At 58.9% G+C, this 18,817-nt stretch carries 18 protein-coding genes; 2 read left to right on the top strand and 16 right to left on the bottom strand.

All coding sequences use genetic code 11. From position 1 onward, the window contains the following. Positions 1 to 95: 95 nt before the first annotated feature. The 5 genes from NTD87_RS13840 to NTD87_RS13820 all read right to left on the bottom strand — a co-directional run bounded on the left by NTD87_RS13840 (position 96) and on the right by NTD87_RS13820 (position 4,778). Positions 96 to 467, bottom strand: a complete 372-nt coding sequence (locus tag NTD87_RS13840; RefSeq protein WP_262114505.1) for a DUF6124 family protein — start codon at positions 465 to 467, stop codon at positions 96 to 98. A gap of 298 nt (positions 468 to 765) precedes the next feature. Then, on the bottom strand, positions 766 to 2,739 hold the full coding sequence (locus NTD87_RS13835) for a DUF692 family multinuclear iron-containing protein (RefSeq protein WP_262114504.1): 1,974 nt from the start codon (positions 2,737 to 2,739) through the stop codon (positions 766 to 768). 16 nt (positions 2,740 to 2,755) lie between these two features. Next, complete coding sequence (locus NTD87_RS13830; protein WP_262114503.1) at positions 2,756 to 3,916, bottom strand: aKG-HExxH-type peptide beta-hydroxylase; 1,161 nt, start codon at positions 3,914 to 3,916, stop codon at positions 2,756 to 2,758. A gap of 14 nt (positions 3,917 to 3,930) precedes the next feature. Then, positions 3,931 to 4,407, bottom strand: a complete 477-nt coding sequence (locus NTD87_RS13825; protein WP_262114502.1) for a GNAT family N-acetyltransferase — start codon at positions 4,405 to 4,407, stop codon at positions 3,931 to 3,933. Between the two features lie 113 nt (positions 4,408 to 4,520). Beyond that, complete coding sequence (locus NTD87_RS13820) at positions 4,521 to 4,778, bottom strand: Os1348 family RiPP precursor (RefSeq protein WP_262114501.1); 258 nt, start codon at positions 4,776 to 4,778, stop codon at positions 4,521 to 4,523. A 618-nt stretch (positions 4,779 to 5,396) separates the two neighbouring features. On the opposite strand from NTD87_RS13820, the gene NTD87_RS13815 reads away from it, so the two are divergent. Together NTD87_RS13815 and NTD87_RS13810 are read left to right on the top strand one after the other, a co-directional pair. Continuing rightward, entirely contained in the window at positions 5,397 to 6,647 is a 1,251-nt protein-coding gene (locus NTD87_RS13815; RefSeq protein ID WP_262114500.1) for an OprD family porin, read from the top strand. 150 nt (positions 6,648 to 6,797) lie between these two features. Then, positions 6,798 to 7,697, top strand: coding sequence for a polysaccharide deacetylase family protein (locus NTD87_RS13810; RefSeq protein ID WP_262114499.1), 900 nt, complete (start codon positions 6,798 to 6,800; stop codon positions 7,695 to 7,697). Positions 7,698 to 7,715: 18 nt separating this feature from the next. Here the strand turns inward: NTD87_RS13810 and pcaC are convergent, their stop codons facing one another. The 11 genes from pcaC to pcaR form a co-directional block, all read right to left on the bottom strand. After that, a complete protein-coding gene (gene pcaC, locus NTD87_RS13805; protein WP_262114498.1) occupies positions 7,716 to 8,108 on the bottom strand; it encodes a 4-carboxymuconolactone decarboxylase in 393 nt (130 codons plus the stop codon). Between the two features lie 10 nt (positions 8,109 to 8,118). Beyond that, entirely contained in the window at positions 8,119 to 8,919 is an 801-nt protein-coding gene (gene pcaD / locus NTD87_RS13800) for a 3-oxoadipate enol-lactonase (RefSeq protein WP_262114497.1), read from the bottom strand. A 12-nt stretch (positions 8,920 to 8,931) separates the two neighbouring features. Beyond that, complete coding sequence (locus tag NTD87_RS13795) at positions 8,932 to 10,293, bottom strand: 3-carboxy-cis,cis-muconate cycloisomerase (RefSeq protein WP_262114496.1); 1,362 nt, start codon at positions 10,291 to 10,293, stop codon at positions 8,932 to 8,934. A gap of 48 nt (positions 10,294 to 10,341) precedes the next feature. Then, positions 10,342 to 11,637, bottom strand: coding sequence for an MFS family transporter (locus NTD87_RS13790; protein WP_262114495.1), 1,296 nt, complete (start codon positions 11,635 to 11,637; stop codon positions 10,342 to 10,344). Positions 11,638 to 11,833: 196 nt separating this feature from the next. After that, a complete protein-coding gene (pcaG, locus tag NTD87_RS13785) occupies positions 11,834 to 12,400 on the bottom strand; it encodes a protocatechuate 3,4-dioxygenase subunit alpha (protein ID WP_262114494.1) in 567 nt (188 codons plus the stop codon). A gap of 1 nt (position 12,401) precedes the next feature. Next, on the bottom strand, positions 12,402 to 13,106 hold the full coding sequence (pcaH, locus tag NTD87_RS13780) for a protocatechuate 3,4-dioxygenase subunit beta (protein WP_262114493.1): 705 nt from the start codon (positions 13,104 to 13,106) through the stop codon (positions 12,402 to 12,404). Positions 13,107 to 13,146: 40 nt separating this feature from the next. Then, complete coding sequence (gene pcaF / locus NTD87_RS13775) at positions 13,147 to 14,352, bottom strand: 3-oxoadipyl-CoA thiolase (protein WP_262114688.1); 1,206 nt, start codon at positions 14,350 to 14,352, stop codon at positions 13,147 to 13,149. After that, positions 14,349 to 15,128, bottom strand: a complete 780-nt coding sequence (locus NTD87_RS13770; RefSeq protein ID WP_262114492.1) for a CoA-transferase subunit beta — start codon at positions 15,126 to 15,128, stop codon at positions 14,349 to 14,351. Before NTD87_RS13770 ends, pcaF begins: the two co-directional genes overlap by 4 nt. Then, positions 15,128 to 15,985 (bottom strand): CoA transferase subunit A, encoded by an 858-nt coding sequence (locus NTD87_RS13765; RefSeq protein ID WP_262114491.1) that lies wholly within the window; start codon positions 15,983 to 15,985, stop codon positions 15,128 to 15,130. The genes NTD87_RS13770 and NTD87_RS13765 overlap by 1 nt, the downstream gene beginning before the upstream one ends. Positions 15,986 to 16,179: 194 nt before the next feature. Continuing rightward, entirely contained in the window at positions 16,180 to 17,526 is a 1,347-nt protein-coding gene (locus NTD87_RS13760) for an MFS transporter (protein ID WP_262114490.1), read from the bottom strand. A gap of 186 nt (positions 17,527 to 17,712) precedes the next feature. Further along, positions 17,713 to 18,555 (bottom strand): pca regulon transcriptional regulator PcaR, encoded by an 843-nt coding sequence (gene pcaR / locus NTD87_RS13755; protein WP_054596029.1) that lies wholly within the window; start codon positions 18,553 to 18,555, stop codon positions 17,713 to 17,715. Between the last annotated feature and the right edge of the window lie 262 nt (positions 18,556 to 18,817).

Below are 18,817 nucleotides of genomic sequence, written 5' to 3'. Positions count from 1 at the left end.
GGCTTTTTTTTGGACTGTGTCCCGCGTAGGAGCCTGCGATCTTTTGATTTTGTTTTTAAAAGCAAAGATCAAAAGATCGCAGGCTGCGCCAGCTCCTACGTCGGTTCAGGTGGATCGAGGTGATCCAGCGCTCGATTCACCGCCAACTCGGCCAGAGAAATCATCTGCTGAATCGCCAGCGCGGTATTGCGCTTGGGCCCTTCGAGTTCAAACGCCAGATCGCTGGCCATGACATTGACCGAGGCGAGGGTCTCGCAGGCGTGGGCCAGCAGGGTTTCGCTTTCGACGTCGGGGGCGATCACGAAAATGCAGCCGGGGCGTCGGTCGGCTAACAATTGCTTGGTCTCGGGCAGCACCAGGTAATGGTCGAGCGCGCGGTGCGCGGCGGCGTGTAGCTCTTTTGAATCGAGAGAGGCGTAGGGGGAAACCGGGTCGGTTTCTGGAGGATTTGGCGTAGGTTTGAACATTGGGGGTCATCCGTAAGTAGGGCTGCAACCATTGCGCTACTAAACGAAATGTATGGGCAAGCTTAAACACCCGTAGCAGCTGCCGAGCCCGCGAGGCTGCGTTCGAGGACGAAGTCCTCGCAAATCCTGTACACGCGGTTCGTCTGAAAGAAACGTGTTGCTTGATTTTACGACCGCTTCGCGGCCGAACGCAGCCTCGCGAGCTCGACAGCTGCTACGGGTCGCGTTACGGCTTAACTGACCGGCATTGCCTTCATCACCGGTTTTTAGGGGGGCCAATTTCAACTGACAGAACGCCTCACCCCCCAACCCCATTGACCAGAAACACCGGCTCCTCCAGATAGTTGAGTCCCAGCCGGTTTTCGAACAGTTCATCGCGTAATGCCGCAGTGGTGAAACAGCCCAGGCCCAGGGCGGTGGCCACCAGTGAAAAGGTCTGACTCAGATGCCCCGCATCCATCAACGCCACCCGCAGTGCCCGGCTGAACTCGTATTTCCAGGCCATCCGTTCGACCCGCGCCGTGGAAACAAACACCGCCGCCGCGTCCTTGATCCACGGCTGCTCGCCACAGGCCTCGCTGATCCAGGCTCGCGGATCTTCCCGGGAAAGCAGTTCAAGCCCATGGCGGCGGACCGAGTAGTGGTAAAGACCGCGCTCGAAACCTTGCACATTCATCAGCACCGCATAGACCTCAGTGCCCTGCAGCGAACCGCCGGCCGGTGAGGTTTTCTTCAGGAAGTAGTCGCCCATGCGATTCTGCTCCATGACGGTCGCGCCCCAGGTGTAGTAGAGCAACACAGACAGCTGCGCCGAACTCAACGGCTGATCACTGAAGGCTCGCGATGTGCGGCGATTGCACAGCGAATCGAGCAACGTCGCTTGAGCGATCGTGCAGGAAGGCACCCGCAGCGGGTTTTCCAGGGCAATGAACGGATGGGAGAAATAGTCCTTGAACGCCGACGGCTGACGTTGCGCCGAGGCCTTTTGCTCAAGCTCCGTTTCCAGATCGCTGACGCTGATGTAGGGCGTGTGCGACCCGGTCCGGGTGCTCAGGTAAAACTCCAGCGCCGCGTCCCAATGGGCCCAAAGGCTAATCGGGTGATGACGCTCATCGGGTGTGGCAGTGGCCGATGGATTCTCGACGGGCAGCAGGACACCGTGGCTAATCAGCTCCCGCAGGAACGCCAGGTTGTCGTCCTGCTCAGGACTCTGCAAAACACCCGGCAGCAACAAGGCACTGCCCAGCGTCTGGGGACTCAGGAAATGGCGCAGCAACGGCAGAAACGTCACACCAAATTCCAGACTCAGGTCCCACTGTCGATCCCGGATAAAAAACGACGCCGAGCCGACGCTCAGCCAAGTGTTCTCCCTGAGTTTCAACAGGGTGTGCGCCCCCTGCTCGAGTTGCGTTTGCGGCTCCTGCCGATCACAGCCCTGCCAGAACATGGCTTTGGGTCGAAGGGACTTGATGGCCGTGATCAACGTCAGCAGTTCTGCGTCATCGGTTTTGCGGGAAATATCCCACTCCAGGGTGATCGCTTTCACCGGTGAGGAGGCAAGCAACTGACGCAAAATGTCCCAATCCCGCCGCGGATCGCCGATATGTATTTCAATCAGCCGGTCCAGCGGCAACGAGCCCAAGTAGTCGTTCAGGTCGTAACCCAGGGTTCTGGCAGTCGTGATCGCGCTATCGAGGTCCAGCAGAAAGCCCGCGCCGCTTCGCTCCACCACACGGGAGATGAACTCGCCTTCGGATTGCTCGTGTGCGTCGTGCAACGAAAACAACCGCGGTGCGTTTTCCAGCACCAGCAGCGTTGCCGTGAGTTCACGCAGTTCAATGGCATTGGCCACCACGGTGTCAGCCACCTCTTGGGCCAGTGTCGGCAGAATGAAATGCTGAGTGTCGCCACCGTGGAACCGCGACCAGGAAATATGCTCGGCCAGCCAGGGCGAGCGGGTTTTTTCGCACAAACGCCGAGTCATGTGCAAAAACTCGCGGTCCATCGCGATACCCACGCTGCCCAGGGACAAACTGGAAGAATGCAGCAAGCTGGGTACTCGGGCAGCGAGTTCAAGTAGACGCGGCTCCAGAATGCAGTGCGTCGGCTGAAACTCGACGTAATCGAAGTACGGCAAACCCTCAGCGAGAATTCTTTCGAGGGTCTGGTCGACTCCATCCCCAGACGGGTCATCTATAGGACAGTGCCGTGGCAAATGGTATTCCAGCCCTACTCCTGCCTCTGGAAATTGCGAAGCATCAAACATCGTCATGTTCGCCTCCCTGGCATCAAGCGGTCAGGCCCAGCAAGCGTTCGGACCCAGCCGCGGTCCCCGATATCGCCAACAACCCGGCGTGTTGACTTTCCAGGGCCCTGACCTCTTTGGCCAGGTTTTCCATAAGCTGGCGTCCTTGAGGGGTGAAATCAGCGCTGGCTTCGAAATCCGGCAACGCCTTGATCAAGCCTTGCAGAATGAACACCAGACGGTTTTGTGCCCGTTGCAGTTCATGGGACGAGCGCGAGCGAATCCTCCCCAGGTATTTGACCAACGCGACGTACACGAAAAACGCATGGAAATAGCCATAGAAATCACGCTTCTGCCCCGACCACGGCAAGGTGAACAACGCCTCGCGCGAGGCCTCTTCCTTGACGACCGGGCACACTTCGACAATGTTATAGAGCAACTGATGAGTGGCCTCATGCACCAGCGACTCTTCCAGATCGAGTATCGAATCATCCCGGTTCGATATGAGGATGATCCCGGTGAAGCGCGAAGCCGAGCAGCTTCGAAATGAACCGTCGGGCAAATAACAAATAGACTTGACCAGTTTTCTAAACTGTTCGCGGCAGGCGGGCCACGTGTGCTCTATCCGCAACAAGGCAATATTCACCACATCGCAAAAGAAATGCACGGAATGACCGTTACGTTCCAATTGTTTGCGGGTCGCTTCATCTTTCGGAAACTCATAACTAGGCGGTGCCACTATCGCTACCAGCGGATCGACATCAAACCGATAGACAGGGGGACAATAATCGTTCGTGCGAGCACTGTCGGTTGTTTTCACGCGTATCAACATTTGAGGAAACTCGATCAGCATTTTTTCTAACGCATCCGTATCTGCCGTTTTTTTCGTTATGACCAGATTGGCATAATGAGCGGCCAATACACTCCACACTTGAAACACCGGATCATTCATAATCAAACGCTGCTCGCGGGTCGGCGGCACGATAAGATTAAACGCCTGTTCGAAAAACTCCGCCAAATGCGGAGCTTGAGGAAACAGTTGAAAAAGTTCGGTGTACAGCGCAACAAAGCCCGTGTAGCGATTTCGACTGACTCGCTCCAGCAACACTTCAAATCGTGAAATCTCCGCATCCGGCAAGAATGTCGTGCCCTGAAATAAATCGTCGACGGATAGCTCACGCAGACAACTGTTTCCGATGTCCATTTTTCAACCTTCCCTTAGGCAGGCGGCAACGGCTTCGCCATCGTCAGACTGGCAATGCCATAACCTGATTCTTCATAAAGACGACGCGCCGCACCGTTGCGACCAAAGACATGCAGTCGCACTTCCTCGCATCCCACCTGGCGAGCCCATGATTCAAGGGCCTGCAGTGACTGTTTTGCATAACCCAGGCGGCGCTCTCCGGGGGCAATGTAAATATCCAGAATGAAAGCGATCTTGCCGACACCGGCGTGTCGTTCGGCGATCCACAACTCGCCAATACGACGCCCTTGAGCCTTGATCACCCAGAGTTGGTTTTTTTCAGTCAATCGCCCTTGCGGCAACAATTGCTCGAAGACATTTCGTGCCTTTTGCAACGCTTCTTCCTGAGCCCATTCGCCCGCCGCGACCATGCCATCGCCATATTCAGCAACGGCTCTTTCGGCGAACGTAACAAAGTCCGCGTTATCCATTGGAGCCAAGGTGACAGGCATGAGTCATTCACTCCGCGCTCGACCGCTTTGCCTCATGACATTTCATAAAGCCATTCGGCGTACCACCGTAAAAGACCCACCTTTCGGGGCACGCCAAATGGCATCACCGACCTTTAATCCATTCGCGCCTGCTGTTGCTGGGTATCAAATACGGCACGTGTACCCAGATTGCTTCGGATACCGGCAGAAGCGGCCGTCAGATTTGCAACATTAATGCTTTTAACCGCCGCAATTTCATCAGCACTTAGATGCACACCGACATTTTTAGCTGCCGTGGCAGGATCATTTTGGAGTGCATCGGCAAAACCCGGATCCAGCACGGCACGTCCAACAACCGAGGCTAAGGTCTGCTGATTGACTTTATTACTCATCGTATTTCTCCTTGTTATTTCGGCATGACGAAAAATGCACCCCTGACGAAGCATGAAACGTTCCTTTGCCCGCCCGAGGACTTTGAATATAGCAAGGCCTACTCTCTTTTCCAGCCACACCACTCTATTCCCTTAAACCATTTCACGATAATCGATAACACCAATTCTTAAGTTTAACTGGCGATTATCGATAGTCGTTTAATGACAGTAACAACTGTAAGAAACCGCTTACAACCAAAGTAATAAACACTTCTATTTAACACCCTCCAAAGAACACCAGCGCCATTAATAGAACGCAACGCCGAACACCCATTACTTACCCGGACAACTACGGGATTTTATTAAGAATGCTTCATATCGGCAGCGACCGGCGGCATTGATTAGTGTTCGTTAATCGCCCAAAACCCCTTCCGCCCAATTGAATCCCGCCATCGATCCCCCGCACCATGCCCGCACCTACCAAAACCAATAACAACAGGTTCGACACCATGACTACGCACCCCGCCCGCTCCAGCTAATTGCGCCGACCACGCCCTTTGTGAATTCATTTTTTTGACTGCAACCCCAAAGTTGCGGCTGCGCCCTGCTTCATCCCTAACAATTAGAGAAACCCAGCACATGAAGCCATTCACTCTGACAACCGCCCTTATTCTGCCGAGCCTGCTGACCGCGACTCTGCCCGTCATGGCTCAGGAATCGGGTTTTCTCGAAGACGCCAGCGCCAACCTGAACCTGCGCAACTTCTACTTCAACCGCAACTTCACCAACCCGACCCATGCGCAACACACGGCGGCAGAGTGGACGCAAAGCTTCATCCTCGATGCCAAATCCGGGTTCACCCAGGGCACCGTCGGTTTCGGCATGGACGTATTGGGCTTGTACTCGTTGAAACTCGATGGCGGACGCGGCACCGGGGGCACGCAGTTGCTGCCGCTGGACCACGACGGCCGCCCCGCCGATGACTTCGGGCGTCTGGGTGTGGCCTTCAAGGCGAAGCTGTCCCAGACCGAGTTGAAAGTGGGTGAGTGGATGCCGGTGCTGCCGATCCTGCGTTCGGACGATGGACGTTCATTGCCACAGACCTTTCGCGGCGGCCAGATCACCTCGAAGGAAATCGACGGCCTGACGCTCTACGGCGGTCAAATGCGCGGCAACAGCCCGCGTGACGACAGCAGCATGAGCGACATGTCGATGACCGGTAATCCGGCAGTCACCTCCGACCGTTTCAACTTCGAGGGCGGCGAGTACAGCTTCAACGACAAGCGCACGCAAATCGGGGTGTGGAATGCCCAACTCAAGGACATCTACAGTCAACAATTCCTCAACCTGGTCCACACCCAGCCATTGGGTGACTGGACCCTCGGTGCCAACCTGGGCTTCTTCTATGGCAAGGAAGATGGCAGCGCACGGGCCGGCGACCTCGATAACAAAACCTGGTCCGGGCTGTTCTCGGCCAGATATGGCGGCAGTACCTTCTATGTCGGCTTGCAGAAACTCACCGGCGACAGCGCCTGGATGCGGGTCAACGGCACCAGTGGCGGGACACTGGCCAACGACAGCTACAACTCAAGCTACGACAACGCCAAAGAAAAGTCCTGGCAACTGCGCCACGACTACAACTTCGCCGCCGCAGGCATTCCCGGCCTGACCCTGATGAACCGCTACATCAGCGGCGACAACGTGCACACCGGGACCGTCACCAACGGCAAGGAATGGGGCCGCGAGACCGAAGTCGGCTACACCGTGCAAAGTGGCAGCCTGAAAAGCCTCAACGTCAGGTGGCGCAACTCGAGCATGCGTCGCGATTACAGCAACAACGAGTTCGACGAAAACCGCCTGATCATCAGCTACCCGATCAGCCTGCTCTGACCCGATAATAAATTCCGCGCGCACACGAACCGTTCACACCCGCTATGTTCCTATGGATACCTCCATAGGAACGACGGTCTTGCGCGCGGTGAATCACTGCTCGTCGATGGCCTGTGTTCATCCTGATTTGTCGCGGACCACGCCAACAACATGAAATTGATCGCCACTGTTTTATTAGCCCTTGTCGTGACGGTCGGCCTCAGCGGCTGTATCGGCCCGCCGATCGAGCTGACCCCGCAGACCGCTCAGCTTTTGCGTTCGTCCCCGCCGATCCGTTTTCTGCTGACCTTCGACGACGGTCCAAGCGCGTCCGGTTTCTTCAATCCAACCACTGCCATTCTCGACGTGCTGGCCAACAACCCGATTGAGCCGGGCATCAAGGCTGTGTTCTTCGTACAGACACAAGCACCCCGGGCCGGTGGCAGCGAACTGGGCCGCAAAATCATGCAGCGTGAACATGCTGAGGGCCATATCCTGGGCTTCCACACCGCTACGCCGTGGCATACCAATCACCGCTCGCTCTCCCCGGAAGAACTCGAACGGTCGCTCACCCAAGGCTCTGCGGACATAGCTTCGATCACCGGCAGCCCGCCGATGCTGTTGCGCCCACCGTTCTGGAATTACGACAAACGCACATTTGCCGCCTATCAACAACACAGCTTGCAGGTGTTGCTGACTGATCTGAGCGCCAATGACGGCAAGATCTGGGGGTTCAATGGCAGCCCACGCCGGCGTGCCAACCTCCTCAAGCAAATGTCCGAGGTGCGCGAACGGATAGCGGCCGGAGAACTGCCGACGGTTGATGGCGTCATTCCGGTGGTGGTGACGTTTCACGACCTCAATCGCTACACGTCCTGGCATATGGAGGAGTATCTACAGATATTGCTCGACAGCGCCCGCGAGACCGGCGTGACCACCGCCACCAAACCTTTTTACGACGAACATATAGCCTTGCGAGATGCGGCTCTGGCCCGCACGGTTCGCGATGCCAACCAACCGGTGCATTTGCCTGGCGTGTGGGGTTGGTTCTGGAACAGCAACTCCGATTGAGAACGCCCCCTAGGGTCATTACTCGCGTGATTCAACACCCAACTCGTCCCACACCGACTCGGCCAGGTGGAAAGTCGCATTGGCCGCCGGGATGCCGCAATAGATCGCGCTCTGCATCAACACTTCCTTGATCTCGGCGCGGCTGACGCCGTTGTTCGCCGCGCAACGCAGGTGCATTTTCAGTTCTTCGTTGCGGTTCATGCCGATCAGCATGGCGATGGTGATCAGGCTGCGGGTGTGACGTGGCAGACCCGGACGGGTCCAGATGTCACCCCAGGCGTGGCGGGTGATCATTTCCTGAAATTCCGCGTTGAACTCGGTCAGGGTTGCCAGGCTGCGATCGACATGGGCATCGCCGAGTACGGCGCGACGCACGTGCATGCCATCGTCATAACGTTGTTTCTCGTCCACAAATCGCTCCTCAGATAGACTTTTCAGCCAACAGAAAACTCAGCACCCGATCACTAAACGCACTGCCTGCCTGAACGTTGGACAGGTGCGCGGCATAGAACTCAGCGTACTCGGCGCCTCTCACCTGCTCTTGAATAAAGTGCCCGCCGGAAGGTGGCGTGACCGCATCTTCAGTGCCGGCGATAACCAGGGTCGGCACTGTGATCGACGCCAGTTGCTCACGGAAATCGGCATCGCGTACCGCTGCGCAATTGGCCGCATAACCCTGTGGTGAGGTGGCGGCGAGCATGTCGGTGATCTGTTTCGCCACGGCCGGATTGGCCTCGGCGAAGTCCGGGGTAAACCAACGGGCAATCGACGCATCGCGCAGTGCGACCATCGCCGCCGGACCGTCGCGCAGTACGGTTTCGATACGCGGGTTCCAGCCGGAAGGATCACCAATTTTCGCTGCAGTGTTGCACACCACCAGTTTGCGCAGACGCTCACCGGCGTTGATCCCCAACCACTGACCGATCAGCCCGCCCATGGACAGACCGCAAAAGTGTGCGCGTTCGATGTGCAAGGCATCCAGCAGCGCCAGCACGTCACGGCCCAACTGTTCGATGCTGTACGGCCCCGGCGTCACCAGCGAACGACCATGGCCACGAGTGTCGAAACGCAGCACGCGAAAGTGCTCGGTGAGCGCTGGAATCTGCACGTCCCACATGTGCAGGTCTGTGCCCAGCGAGTTGGACAGCACCAGCACCGGGGCATGTTCAGGGCCGTCGAGTTGATAGTTCAGTTCGCCGTCGGCGAGTTGTACGAATCCCACGGAAATTCTCCTTCAGGCAGTCAGGGCGAAATGTTCGGCCAGCGCACGCTCAACCCAGGTTTGAGCCTGGCCGAGGTAATGCGCAGGGTTCATCAATTGATCGAGTTCAGTACTCGAAAGCTCGGCGGTCACCTGCGGTTCATCGCCGAGAACCGCACGCAAATGTCGATGCTCGGCCACCGCTCGCTTACAGCAAAGCTCCAGCAGATGGTGCGCGCTGTCGCGACCGATCCGTTGGGCAAGTACGATACTGACCGCTTCGGCCAACACCAGACCTTGAGTCAAATCGAGATTCCTGGCCATGCGCTCGGCGTCGACCTCCAGCCCTTGCGCCACCAACAGCGCTTGCTGCAGGGCACCGGAGACCAGGCAGCAGATTTCCGGCAGGGTTTCCCACTCGGCATGCCACAACCCCAGGCTGCGTTCGTGCTCTTGAGGCATGGCGCTGAACAGTGTCGACAGCAAACCGGGAACACGGGTCGCGGCACCGATCAGCACGGCCGCACCCACCGGGTTGCGTTTGTGCGGCATGGTCGAGGAGCCGCCCTTGCCCGGTGCCGAGGGTTCGAAGACTTCCGCCGCCTCGGTCTGCATCAACAGACTCACGTCACGGCCCAGTTTGCCGAGGCTGCCGGCGATCAGTCCAAGCACTGCGCCGAACTCCACCAGTCGGTCGCGTTGGGTGTGCCAGGGTTGTTCCGGCAGCGTGAGTTGCAGCTCCTGCGCCAATGCTTCGGCAATCGGTATGGCCTGCTCGCCAAGGGCCGCGAGGGTCCCGCTGGCGCCACCAAATTGCAGCACCAACAGGCGCGGCTTGAGTGCTTGCAGACGTTGCCGACTGCGGGTCACCGCCCCCAGCCAACCGGCGATTTTCATCCCCAGCGTGACCGGCGTCGCATGTTGCAGCCAAGTGCGTCCGGCCAGAGGCGTGAGCGCATGGCGCCGGGCCTGGATCGCCAGAGCATCACCAAGTCGCGCCAGATCGGTGTCGATCAAATGCAGTGCCTGGCGCAGTTGCAGCACCAGGCCGGTGTCCATCACATCCTGACTGGTCGCGCCCAGATGCACGTAACGCTCGGCGTCCTGGTCATGGGCAGCGATCTGCTTGCCCAGTGCCTTGACCAACGGGATCGCCGAGTTACCGGCAATCGCTATCGCCTCGCCGAGGGCAGAAAAGTCGTAGTGCTCGGCTTGGCAGGCCGCCTCGATCGGTGCAACAGCGGACGCCGGAATCAGCCCGACCCGCGCTTCGGCCCGGGCCAGTGCGGCTTCGAAATCGAGCATGGCCTGAACCCGGCCCTGATCGCAAAACACCTCGCGCATATTTCGAGCAGTGAAATAGGCATCGAACAATTGATTGCTCGGTCGTTGCATAGGGATTCCTTACGCGGCGCGCACCCGATTCAGGCGCGCGCCGACAATTCAAAGATCGTTTTCCAGATACGCTGCCCGTTTCGGCAAACGCAGGCTGAATAGGAAAGCGACCGCCATCATCACCGTCACGTACCAGTAGAAATAGTTCTCCACACCGACCGACTTCAGGCTCAAGGCCACGTACTCCGCCGAACCACCGAAGATCGCGTTCGCCACCGCGTAGGCCAGGCCCACCCCCAGCGCACGGACTTGCGGCGGGAACATTTCGGCTTTCACCAGACCGCTGATCGAGGTGTAGAAACTCACGATCGCCAATGCCACGGTGATCAGCCCAAATGCCAGGAACGGACTGGTCACCGACTTCAAGGTCAGCAGGATCGGCACGGTGAACAGCGTCCCCAGGGCACCGAACCAAAGCATCGAGTGACGTCGGCCGATCTTGTCCGCCAGCATGCCGAACAACGGCTGCATGCACATATAAAGGAACAATACGCCGGTCATGATGTAACTGGCGGTCTTGGCGGGCATCCCGGCGGTGTTCACCAGGTACTTCTGCATATACGTGGTGAAGGTGTAGAAAATCAGCGAGCCACCGGCGGTGAAACCGAGCACGGTAATAAAGGCAGCGGCGTGGTTCTTGAACAACGCGGCGATGCTGCCGGCGTCCTTGTCTGCGCGCATTTCCTTGCTGGTGGTCTCTTTCAGCGAACGACGCAGGAACAGCGAAATCAATGCCGCGACAGCACCGACCACAAACGGAATCCGCCAGCCCCAGGCGCGCAGGTCGTCCTCAGTCAGAAACTGTTGCAGGATCACCACCAACAACACTGCCAGCAATTGCCCGCCAATCAGGGTCACGTACTGGAACGAGGCGTAGAAACCGCGCTGGCCCTTGAGCCCGACCTCACTCATGTAGGTCGCAGTGGTGCCGTATTCACCACCCACCGACACGCCCTGGATCAGGCGGGCCACCAGCAGCAGGATCGGCGCCCAGACGCCGATGTCCTTGTAGGTCGGCAAGCAGGCAATCAGCAATGAACCGGCGCACATCATCAGCACCGAAATCATCATCGAATTTTTGCGCCCGTGCTTGTCGGCCACCCGACCGAACAGCCAGCCACCGATGGGACGCATCAAAAACCCGGCGGCGAACACCCCGGCGGTGTTAACCAGTTGCACCGTAGGGTTGTCGGAAGGAAAAAACGCCGGGGCAAAATAGATCGCGCAGAAGGCGTAAACGTAGAAATCGAACCATTCGACCAGGTTGCCGGAAGACGCCCCGACAATCGCTAAGATCCTTTTTCCACGCTCTTCAGCGGTGTAGAGACTGGTTATTGTTGTCATGTTTTTTCACTCGATGGGGACAGTGAGAGTCTAGACATACTTTGCAACAGCCCCGTTTCACAGATGCACATCCCTGTGGTGAGGGGGCAAACCCTAATGCCGGTAAATTAAGCCGCTACGGGGAATGTGCCGAACCTGAAACCCCTTCACTCAACGGCATTAGGGTTTGCTCCCTCACCACAACAGCACGGTGAACTCAATAATCGAAAAACACCGTCTCGGCATCGGTGCCCTGCAGGATCACGTTCCACTGCAACGCGCCCGTCCCATTGGCCTTGGCCAGCAAGGTCGTGCGGCGCTCCTCGGGAACGCAGGCCAGCAGCGGGTCACTGGCGTTGGCCGGCTCACCCTCGAAGTAGATTCGCGTCAGCAAGTGCTTCACCAGGCCACGGGCAAAAACCAGCACCACCAGGTGCGGTGCCTGTGTGCTGCCCTTGAGCCCCGGCACCGTCCCAGGTTTGATGGTGGTGAAACGGAATCGCCCTTCTGCGTCCACCGGCACCCGGCCAAACCCTTCGAAGTTCGGGTCCAGCGGTTTGTCCTGTTCATCTTCCGGATGGTCATACTTGCCGGCGGCATTGGCCTGCCAGACTTCCAGCATCGCGTCGTTGACGAAATCGCCGTTGCCATCGACCACCTGCCCGGTGATCGTCACGCGCTCGCCAAGGGTCTCTTCAATGGTCAAATTCTCACGGTTCAGCCAGGTCAGACCGATGTGGTAATACGGCCCGACTGTGTGGGACGTAGTCGCGTTCAGCGTCATCTTATTTCTCCATCGGCGTGGCATCGCGGCCGCGCAAAACGATGTCCCAGCGATAACCGAGGGCGTAGGACGGGATGGTTTTTTCCAGGTCGAAACGGGCGATCAAGCGTTCTTTGGCGCTGGTATCGGGCACGCAGTTGTAAATCGGGTCGTAGGCCAGCAACGGATCACCGGGGAAGTACATCTGCGTGACCAGGCGCGTCAGAATGCTCGGCCCGAACAGTGAGAAATGGATATGCGCCGGGCGCCAGGCATTGTGGTGGTTGCCCCACGGGTAGGCGCCGGGCTTGATGGTCTGGAACTGGTACCCGCCATCGGCATCGGTGACGGTGCGCCCGGTGCCGGTGAAGTTCGGGTCCAGCGGCGCGTCATGCAGGTCACGGTCATGGTTGTAGCGACCGGCGGCGTTGGCCTGCCAGATCTCCAGCAGAATCCCGGGCACCGGCAACCCGTTCTCATCCAGCACACGGCCGTGAATGATGATCCGCTCACCCAATGGCTCGCCCGGATGCTGGGCCGTCAGGTCGTTGTCCTGATCTTGCAGGTACTCCGCGCCGATAGTCGGGCCGGTAATTTCCGACAATGAGTGAGGCAAAAACACCAATGGCTTGGACGGCGAACGACGGTTGGTCGATTGATAGGCTGGGTGCAAATATTCCGGCTGAGTGCCCGCTTGCGGGCGACGGTAACCAGGCTTGTCAGTCATGAAACTGTCCTCTTTTCTTGTTCGGTAGCGCGGGTGCGCGTCAGACCCGTTCGATTGCCAGTGCCAGACCTTGGCCAACGCCAACGCACATGGTCGCCAGCGCTTTCTTGCCGCCGGTCTTCTCCAACTGATGCAGCGCCGTCAGCACCAGCCGCGCGCCGCTCATGCCCAGTGGATGGCCCAAAGCGATGGCGCCACCGTTCGGGTTGACCTGCGCCGCGTCGTCGGCCAGACCGAGTTCACGCAACACCGCCAGGCCCTGGCTGGCAAAGGCTTCATTGAGTTCGATCACATCGAAATCACTGACCGCCACGCCCAGGCGCTCGGTCAACTTGCGTACCGCCGGCACCGGGCCGATGCCCATCACCCGTGGCGCGACGCCAGCGCTGGCCATGCCCAGCACCCGGGCGCGGGCGGTCAGGCCGTGTTTTTTTACCGCTTCGGCGGACGCGAGAATCAGTGCCGCCGCACCGTCGTTCACACCCGAGGCGTTGCCAGCGGTGACGGTCTTATCCGGGCCATTGACCGGCTTGAGTTTGCTCAGGGTTTCCAGGGTCGTGTCAGCGCGAGGATGCTCGTCCTGCTCGACCACGCTTTCCCCCTTCTTGTGGGCAATGCGCACCGGAACAATTTCTTCGGCGAAATAGCCTGCCGCTTGCGCGGCCGCCGTCCGTTGCTGACTGCGCAGAGCGAAAGCATCCTGATCAGCGCGGGAAATTGCGTAATCGTCAGCCACGTTGTCGGCCGTCTGCGGCATCGCATCGACCCCGTACTGGGCTTTCATCAACGGGTTGATGAAGCGCCAGCCGATGGTGGTGTCTTCCAGTTTCATGGTGCGCGAAAACGCCGCATCGGCCTTGCCCATCACGAACGGTGCGCGGGACATCGACTCGACACCGCCGGCAATCGCCAGCTCCATCTCGCCGCTGGCAATCGCCCGGAACGCGGTGCCAATGGCGTCCATGCCCGAAGCACACAGACGATTGAGGGTCACGCCGGGAATGCTTTCCGGCAGCCCGGCCAGCAGCAATGCCATGCGCGCCACATTGCGGTTGTCTTCACCGGCCTGGTTGGCGCAACCGAGGAACACCTCGTCCACCGAGCTCCAGTCGACACTCGGGTTGCGCTCCATCAGTGCCTTGATCGGCACGGCGGCCAGATCGTCAGCGCGGACCGTCGACAGACCACCGCCAAAACGGCCGATGGGGGTGCGAATCGCGTCGCAGATATAAACCTCGCGCATCAGGCTTCTCCCGGTGCTTGGCCGTGAGCGGCAGCGGTACGCGCTTCAAGATCGCGCAACGCGGCCAACTCGATGTCGGTCGGTTCGGCGGTGTGCTCCACCTGCTCGGCGAAGCGGATCGCCCAACCGGTGGCGGCGATCACTTGCTCACGGGTTACACCCGGGTGCAGTGCAGTGACCACGAATTCGTTGCTGCCAGCTTCCGGCTCCATGATGCACAGGTCCGTGATGATCCCCACGGGACCGGCGCCCGGCAGTCCTAGACGCTTGCGCGAATCGCCGCCTTCGCCATGACCGACCGAGGTAATGAAGTCGAGTTTGTCGACAAACGAACGGGCCGATTGCTTGAGGATAATCAACACGCTTTTCGCCGAGCCGGCGATCTCTGGCGCACCGCCGGCACCTGGCAGACGGACTTTCGGCTGATGGTAATCGCCGACCACCGTGGTGTTGATGTTGCCAAAACGGTCGACTTGAGCGGCACCGAGAAAACCGACATCAATGCGCCCGCCTTGCAGCCAGTAGCGAAAAATCTCACCGGTCGGGACCACGGTGTCAGCGGTTTCCGCCAGCTCACCGTCACCGATCGACAGCGGCAATACTGTCGGCTTGGCACCGATCGGACCCGATTCGTAGATCAGGACGACATCCGGTGAAGACGTCAGGCGTGCCAGGTTGGCCGCTTTCGACGGCAGGCCAATGCCGACGAAGCACACCGAGCCATTTTTCAGGCGGCGGGCGGCGGCGACGGTCATCATTTCATTGGTGGAGTACGTCATTACTTTGCCTCCGAGGCGCGAGCCAACTTGGCCTGGAATTCACTGAAGTCAGCGCAACCGTGGATGTATTCGTTGATCCACGCGGTGAAGGTTTCACGGTCGCGGGCAATCGGGTCCCAGGCTTGATAGAAGCGGTTGTCGCGTTCGGTGTAACCGTGGGCGTAGGACGGATGCGCGCCGCCTGGAACATGGCAAACCGCACTCAAGGCCCAGGTCGGCAATACACAGGCATTCATCGGCGCCTTCAGGTCATCGACGATTTCTTCGACCGTGACGATGCAGCGCTTGGCTGCCAATGCCGCTTCCTTCTGCACACCGAGGATGCCCCAGAGCAAGACGTTGCCCTTGCGATCGGCCTTCTGCGCGTGGATCACCGTGACGTCCGGGCGCACCGATGGCACCGCCGCCAGCACTTCGCCGGTGAACGGGCAGGTCACGCTTTTGATCAGCGGGTTGACCTTCGGCAAGTCGGAACCGGCGTAGGCCCGCAGCACGGCGAACGGCAGGCCAGAGGCGCCAGCAACGTAGGCATTGGCCAGGTCGGCGTGGCTGTGTTCTTCGATTTCCAGCGCATGGGGCCACTGTTTCTCGACGGCATCGCGCAGACGGTGCAACGAACCCACGCCCGGGTTACCGCCCCAGGAGAAAATCAGCTTGCGAGCGCAACCGGCACCGATCAATTGGTCGTAGACCAGATCGGGGGTCATGCGCACCAGCGTCAGGTCTTTCTTGCCTTGACGAATGATTTCATGACCCGCTGCGGTCGGAATCAGGTGAGTGAAGCCTTCAAGTGCGACGGTATCGCCGTCGTTGACGAACTGCTTCACCGCGTCGTGCAGCGAAAGGATTTCAGCCATGGGGTTGGACTCCCGATTCTCAGTAAACCGATGTGGAGGACAAGACGCGATGGGCAGCGCCGGAATGACTGAAGATTAAGCCGCCGAAAAAGCCCAAACAATCCGATAATCGACTAAGTGTTCGTTTATCGAACAGATTGTTGTCTGGCTATCGGTTCTGTAGAGGCCCAAAAGATCGCAGCCTCCGACAGCTCCTACGTCGCATCCGCATGGCTGACCATGCCTTTGATCACCACCGCCGTGGTGGCCAACGCAGCCGGAATCACCAATGCCGTCAGCACCTGTTCGAAATTCCAGCCCAGGCCCAGCAACGTCGCCCCCATCCAGGCGCCGAGAATTGCGCCGAAACGGCCAATCCCGAGCATCCACGACACGCCAGTAGCCCGGCCTTGAGTCGGATAGAAGCGTGCCGCCAGCGACGGCATCGCCGATTGCGCGCCGTTGACGCACATCCCGGCGACCAGCACCAACGTCGCCAACAACGTGATGTTGCCCAGGCTCTGCCCTACAGCGTAGGCAAACACCCCAGCCAACAAGTAGAAAATGCCGATCACCTTGTGCGGATTGAACCGATCCATCGCCCAACCCACCGCCACCGCACTCAACACGCCACCAAACTGAAACAGCGCACCAATGAACGCCGCCTGCTCCATGCTCGCGCCGCTGTCACGCATCAGAGTCGGCAGCCAACTGGTCAACAGGTAGACGATGACCAGCCCCATGAAATAGGTCAGCCACAGCAACAGCGTGCCGGTGCTGTAGGTACCAGAGAAAATCACCGCGAACACGTTGCGGGCTTTTACGGTTTTCTGTTCAGGCACACTGAAACTCGAGGCCTGAGCGACAACCGTCGGATCAATCGGCGCCAGCGCCTTGCGCACCTTGTCGGTTCCGCGATTGCGCACCACCAGGTAGCGCGCCGACTCGGGCAACCACAGCAACAGCACCACCGCCAGAATCAACGGCAGAATCCCGCCAATCAGCAACAAGCTGTGCCAACCGAATGCCGGGATCAGCTTGGCGGAGATGAAACCGCCGCCGGCCATGCCAAGGTTGAAGCCGCAGAACATACTGGTCACCAACAGGGATTTTTTGCGCTCCGGGGTGTATTCCGAGAGTAGCGTGGTGGCGTTCGGCATACCGGCACCCAGGCCGAGCCCGGTGAGAAAACGCAGTACCAGTAGCTGCTCGACGTTAGTGCTGTAAGCCGAGGCCAGACTGAAGGCGCCGAACAACAGCACCGCACCGACCAGTACGACTTTTCGTCCAAAACGGTCTGCCAGCGGTCCAGAGCCCAGTGCGCCGAAGACCATGCCGATCAGCGCCGCACTCATCACCGGGCCGAGGCTGGCGCGGTCGATCCCCCAGTCCTGGGACAGCGCCGGTGCGATAAAACCCATGGCCGCAGTATCCAGGCCATCGAGAAACACAATCAGGAAACACAGGATCACCACCCGCCATTGATAGCGCGACAGCGGTTGGGCATTGATAAAGGACTGCACATCGAGGCAATTCCCGACAGCGGATTGAGGCTGGTTCATTATTTTTATTCCACGCAAGAAACGCAGGCGAACAGGCGCTAGCAATTGCCTCTTCATTATTATCAGGTCGTCGTCCGGCGCCTGGCGCAGTGGCCAGCAGCAGCGGATAACGCTGCCGCGACATTAATGAGGCAAGGGAAACAGCGTCAATTCGCCAAACGCGACTCTGTGCGTTTATCGAACAGCTTACGCAAACAACTGGGCACTCAATTCACGACTGGCGCTCAACAATCCGGGCAAAAAACGCTGCTCCAGTTCGTTGCGGCTGACGCGCCCGGCGTGAGTGCTGACATTCAGCGCAGCCAGCACCTGGCCGGATGCGTCGTACACCGGAACGGCAATCGAGCGCAGGCCTTGCTCGAGTTCCTGATCGACAATGCACCAGCCTTGCTGCCGAACTTCCTGAAGGCATTCGAGCAACGACTCGCGCGTATGCAGGGTGCGGCTGGTCTTGGCCTGCAACTCGGCATGTTCGAGGTAGTCGTGCAACGACGCATCGTCCAGCGCCGCCAGAAGGATCCGACCCATGGAGGTGCAATAAGCCGGCAAACGCCCACCCACCGACAGGTCGACGGAGATCAGACGCTGGGTCGTTGCCGAACGGGCGATATACAAGATGTCATCACCTTCCAGCGTGGCCATGTTGCAGGCCTCGTGCAGCTGCTCGCTCATGCGGTCCAGATACGGCTGGGCCGATACCGCCAGCGGCGTCGAGGATAGATAGGCATGGCCGAGGGTCAGGACTTTGGGCAACAGCGAATAGGTTCGACCGTCGGTGGTCGCGTAGCCGAGCTTGATCAGCGTATGCAGGCAACGGCGTACGGCGGCGCGGGGAATTTCCGTGCGATGGCTGATCTGCGCGATAGTCAGATGCCGCTTGCGCTCCTGGAAGGCTTGCACCACCGCCAAGCCACGAGCCAGGGAAGTCATGAAGTCCGGATCACCGGTGAACGCCTGAATCCGCTTGGCTGGCGAGGCAACGATCGGTGGCGCCACTGAAGCGAAGGAGTTACGCAATTGATCGTTCATTTCAGCTCATTCCCCAGAGTTCGACAGCTATTACAAGCTGCTCCGGATCGCAAGCACAAGCATGGGCAGCCAAGGTTGGGCGATTATCGAACCATTAATCGATAATCGCAATCAACTGACTGTGTGGCTATATGGCATGAGGCCTGCGGATGACCCCGGGTACGTTTTCCCATAAGACCCGGAAGCTTTCATTACAGGTTTTCACACTTTTGCTGACAATGAATAACAGCCGACTTCTAATCCACTCAACTTGTACGACTTA

Origin of the sequence: Pseudomonas sp. 6D_7.1_Bac1 (genome assembly GCF_025465945.1) — a bacterium.
Classification (GTDB): domain Bacteria; phylum Pseudomonadota; class Gammaproteobacteria; order Pseudomonadales; family Pseudomonadaceae; genus Aquipseudomonas.
Note: the sequence above shows the minus strand (reverse complement) of the source record. Positions and strands in the feature narration are given on the sequence as shown.

What these genes read in the sequence shown, in the direction of transcription:
- NTD87_RS13840 (WP_262114505.1), bottom strand. Translation starts at nt 467, where the DNA reads ATGTTCAAACCTACGCCAAATCCTCCAGAAACCGACCCGGTTTCCCCC.
- NTD87_RS13835 (WP_262114504.1), bottom strand. Translation starts at nt 2,739, where the DNA reads ATGACGATGTTTGATGCTTCGCAATTTCCAGAGGCAGGAGTAGGGCTG.
- NTD87_RS13830 (WP_262114503.1), bottom strand. Translation starts at nt 3,916, where the DNA reads ATGGACATCGGAAACAGTTGTCTGCGTGAGCTATCCGTCGACGATTTA.
- NTD87_RS13825 (WP_262114502.1), bottom strand. Translation starts at nt 4,407, where the DNA reads ATGCCTGTCACCTTGGCTCCAATGGATAACGCGGACTTTGTTACGTTC.
- NTD87_RS13820 (WP_262114501.1), bottom strand. Translation starts at nt 4,778, where the DNA reads ATGAGTAATAAAGTCAATCAGCAGACCTTAGCCTCGGTTGTTGGACGT.
- NTD87_RS13815 (WP_262114500.1), top strand. Translation starts at nt 5,397, where the DNA reads ATGAAGCCATTCACTCTGACAACCGCCCTTATTCTGCCGAGCCTGCTG.
- NTD87_RS13810 (WP_262114499.1), top strand. Translation starts at nt 6,798, where the DNA reads ATGAAATTGATCGCCACTGTTTTATTAGCCCTTGTCGTGACGGTCGGC.
- NTD87_RS13795 (WP_262114496.1), bottom strand. Translation starts at nt 10,293, where the DNA reads ATGCAACGACCGAGCAATCAATTGTTCGATGCCTATTTCACTGCTCGA.
- NTD87_RS13790 (WP_262114495.1), bottom strand. Translation starts at nt 11,637, where the DNA reads ATGACAACAATAACCAGTCTCTACACCGCTGAAGAGCGTGGAAAAAGG.
- pcaG (WP_262114494.1), bottom strand. Translation starts at nt 12,400, where the DNA reads ATGACGCTGAACGCGACTACGTCCCACACAGTCGGGCCGTATTACCAC.
- pcaH (WP_262114493.1), bottom strand. Translation starts at nt 13,106, where the DNA reads ATGACTGACAAGCCTGGTTACCGTCGCCCGCAAGCGGGCACTCAGCCG.
- NTD87_RS13770 (WP_262114492.1), bottom strand. Translation starts at nt 15,128, where the DNA reads ATGACGTACTCCACCAATGAAATGATGACCGTCGCCGCCGCCCGCCGC.
- NTD87_RS13765 (WP_262114491.1), bottom strand. Translation starts at nt 15,985, where the DNA reads ATGGCTGAAATCCTTTCGCTGCACGACGCGGTGAAGCAGTTCGTCAAC.
- NTD87_RS13760 (WP_262114490.1), bottom strand. Translation starts at nt 17,526, where the DNA reads ATGAACCAGCCTCAATCCGCTGTCGGGAATTGCCTCGATGTGCAGTCC.
- pcaR (WP_054596029.1), bottom strand. Translation starts at nt 18,555, where the DNA reads ATGAACGATCAATTGCGTAACTCCTTCGCTTCAGTGGCGCCACCGATC.